General features: G+C 75.9%; 3 protein-coding genes. All 3 read left to right on the top strand.

The window, feature by feature from the left end:
* The coding region (locus tag G5C65_RS33740) for a molybdopterin molybdotransferase MoeA (RefSeq protein ID WP_165302865.1) at positions 1-1,301 on the top strand (1,301 nt) is incomplete at its 5' end.
* An 8-nt stretch (positions 1,302-1,309) separates the two neighbouring features.
* Positions 1,310-2,410 (top strand): NAD-binding protein, encoded by a 1,101-nt coding sequence (locus G5C65_RS33735; RefSeq protein ID WP_165302866.1) that lies wholly within the window; start codon positions 1,310-1,312, stop codon positions 2,408-2,410.
* 51 nt (positions 2,411-2,461) lie between these two features.
* Positions 2,462-3,472 carry an NAD(P)H-quinone oxidoreductase gene (locus G5C65_RS33730; protein ID WP_165302864.1) on the top strand — a complete coding sequence of 337 codons (1,011 nt, stop codon included), beginning with the start codon at positions 2,462-2,464 and terminating at the stop codon, positions 3,470-3,472.
* The last annotated feature ends 51 nt before the right edge of the window (positions 3,473-3,523 follow it).

Genomic DNA, 3,523 nt, shown 5'->3' with positions numbered 1-3,523 from the left:
GGCAAGGGGCGGGCGGGCAGGCGGACGGCCGGGGCCGCCCCGGAGCCCCGCGGGAGCGCCCTGAGCCGCCGTCCTGGTCCCGGGCCCGTGCGCTCGCCGCGGGTGCGCCGCGCGCGCTGCCGCGTACGGTGCTCGCCCTGGAGCGCGCCATCGGGCACACTCTGGCCGCGCCCCTGACCGCCCTGACCGACCTCCCCTCGTTCGACACCTCGGCGATGGACGGCTGGGCGGTGTCGGGGCCTGGCCCCTGGGAGCTGGTCACCGGACCGGACGGCGCACCGGCGCCCGGCCTGCTCGCGGGCGACCGCGCCGAACCCGCGCCGCTGCCGGACGGGCAGGCCGTACGGATCGCCACCGGGGCCCGCGTTCCGCCGGGCACCAGTGCGGTGCTCCGCGCAGAGCACGGCGAACTGCCGTCCGCGTCGCGGCTGCGCACCACCGCGGAGGCGCCGCAGCAGGGCGCCGACATCCGTCCGCGCGGCCAGGAGTGCCGCACCGGCGACGGGCTGCTGCCCCCGGGGACGCCGGTCACCGCAGCGGTGCTGGGGCTGGCCGCCGCCGCGGGCTACGACGAGCTGGAGGTCGTACGCCGCCCGCGCGCCGAGGTGCTCGTCCTGGGCGACGAGCTGCTGCACCGGGGCCTGCCGAAGGACGGCCGGATCCGGGACGCGCTGGGCCCCCTCGCGGCCCCCTGGCTGACGGCGCTGGGAGCCGACGTGACCGCCACCCGGCGGCTGGGGGACGACCCGGAGGCGCTGCACGAGGCGCTGGCCGGCACGACGGCCGACGTGGTGGTCACCACGGGCGGCACGGCCGCGGGCCCGGTGGACCACCTGCGGCCGACGCTCCGCCGGCTGGACGCGGAACTCCTCGTGCACGGCGTGCGCGTCCGTCCGGGCCACCCCATGCTGCTGGCCGCGCTGCCCGGCGGCGCCGGGTCCCCGCAGGACGGGGGTCCGCGGCGCCGTACGTACCTCGTCGGCCTGCCCGGCAATCCGCTGGCCGCGCTCTCCGGGCTGATGACGCTCGCGGCGCCGCTGCTGCGCACCCTCGGCGGCAGGCCGGGCCCGGAGCGGGAGCGGCAGGGGGTGCTCGCCGAGGAGGTGCACGGCCATCCGCGCGACACCCGGCTGGTGCCCGTGGTGCACGAGGGCGCGGGCGTACGGGCGCGGGTGCGGCCGCTGCGCTACGCGGGCCCCGCGATGCTGCGCGGTATCGCCGGAGCCGAGGCGCTGGCCGTCGTCCCGCCGGGTGGCTCGGCCCCCGGTACGGACGTACGGCTGCTGGAGCTGCCGCATTGAGGCAGCGGGTGCGGGGCGGCGCGAAGTCCGCGGGAGCGCAGCAGCAGGAGGAGGAGCGGCACGGCAGCGTGCTGCTCCCCCGCCCCGAGGTCAGTCCGCTGCGGCAGGTGTCCCGGCGCATCCTGGCGGCGCTCGGGGTGCTGTGGGCGACGGTGCTGCTGGTGTACTTCGACCGGGACGGCTACGACGACTCCGCCGACGGCCGGGTGTCGTTCCTGGACTGCGTGTACTACACGACCGTCACCCTCTCGACGACCGGATACGGCGACATCTCTCCCGTGACGGACGGCGCGCGGCTGGTCAACACCCTGCTCATCACACCGCTCAGGGTGCTCTTCCTGATCATTCTCATCGGCACCACCCTGGAGGCGCTCACCGACCGCACGCGCCGGCAGTGGCGCCTGTCCCGCTGGAGGTCCTCCTTGCGCGACCACACCGTCGTCGTCGGTTTCGGCACGAAGGGCCGCTCCGCGGTGCAGACGCTGCTGACCACCGACATCCGCCGGGATCGGATCGTCGTCATCGACCCGCACCAGAACGCGGTCAAGGCCGCCAACACGGAGGGCTTCGCGGGGATCGAGGGCGACGCCACCCGCAGCGAGGTGCTGGCGCGCGCGCAGGTGGAGCGCGCCCGGCAGATCATCGTCGCCCCGCAGCGCGACGACACCTCGGTGCTGGTGACGCTGACGGCGCGGCAGCTCAACCCCCGCATCAAGATCGTCGCCGCGGTACGGGAGGAGGAGAACGCGCCGCTGCTGCGGCAGTCGGGTGCGGACGCCGTCATCACCAGCGCGAGCGCGGCGGGCAGGCTGCTGGGGCTGGCCATGCTCAGCCCGTACGCCAGCACCGTGCTGGAGGACCTCATCCAGCAGGAGGCAGGGCTCGGCCTGACCGAGCGGCCGGTCACCAAGGCGGAGGCGGGGCGGTCCCCGCGGGAGTGCGACGATCTGGTGGTCTCGGTGATCCGCGGGCACCGGATACTGGCCTATGACGACCCGGACGCGGAGACGCTGCAGCTGATGGACCGGGTGGTGGTGATTCACCACTCCCTCTCGGGACCGACTCCGGGCCCGGGGCGGGGCCCCGGGCCCGGAGTCGGTCCCGGCTAGCCCCTTCCTCCCGGCCCGGTCCGCCGGACCGGGCCCGGTAGCGTCGGCGGCATGCATGCGATCACGATCCCCGAACCCGGCGGTCCCGATGCTCTGGTGTGGGCGGAGGTGCCCGACCCGGAGCCAGGCGAGGGCGAGGTCCTCGTCGATGTCGCGGCCGCCGGAGTCAACCGCGCCGACCTGCTGCAGCGGCTCGGCTTCTACGACCCGCCGCCGGGCGCCAGCCCGTACCCCGGGCTGGAGTGCTCCGGCCGTGTGGCGGCCGTCGGTCCGGGCGTGTCCGGCTGGGCGGTCGGCGACGAGGTGTGCGCCCTGCTCGCGGGCGGCGGCTACGCCGAGCGGGTGGCCGTCCCGGCGGGCCAGCTGCTGCCGGTGCCGGAGGGCGTGGACATGACGACCGCGGCGGGGCTGCCCGAGGTGACCTGCACGGTCTGGTCGAACGTCTTCATGGTGGCGCATCTGCGCCCCGGCGAGACGCTGCTGGTGCACGGCGGCTCCAGCGGTATCGGCACGATGGCCGTCCAGTTGGCGAAGGCGGTGGGCGCCAGGGTGGCCGTCACGGCGGGCAGCCAGGAGAAGCTGGACCGCTGTGCGGAGCTGGGCGCCGACATCCTCGTCAACTACCGCGAAGAGGACTTCGTCGACGCGCTGCGCTCGGCCACCGACGGGCACGGCGCCGACGTCATCCTGGACATCGTGGGCGCCAAGTACCTGGAGCGGAACATCGACGCCCTCGCCACGAACGGCCGACTGGCCGTCATCGGCCTGCAGGGCGGCGTCAAGGGCGAGCTGAACCTGGGCAAGCTGCTGGCCAAGCGGGGCGCGGTGACGGCGACCTCGCTGCGCGCCCGTCCGCAGGCGGAGAAGGCGTCCATCGTGGCGGCCGTGCGGGAGCACGTCTGGCCGCTGCTGGCGACCGGCCAGGGGCGGCGCGGGGAAGAGCCCGGGGAGCCCCGCGTGCGGGCCGTGGTGGACCGTACGCTGCCGCTGCGGGACGCGGCCGAGGCGCATCGGACGCTGGAGGCGAGCGGGCACGTCGGCAAGGTCCTGCTGACCACGTAGCGCGGAACACCGGCACAGGCGTGCCCCCGTCAGGGGCGCGGGGAAGAGCGG

This window comes from Streptomyces boncukensis (genome assembly GCF_011045075.1).
Lineage (GTDB): Bacteria > Actinomycetota > Actinomycetes > Streptomycetales > Streptomycetaceae > Streptomyces > Streptomyces boncukensis.
This window is presented reverse-complemented; position numbering and strand designations above follow the sequence as displayed.

Bases quoted from the DNA above. Each gene is read 5' to 3' on its own strand.
- G5C65_RS33730 (WP_165302864.1), top strand. From the start codon at position 2,462: ATGCATGCGATCACGATCCCCGAACCCGGCGGTCCCGATGCTCTGGTG.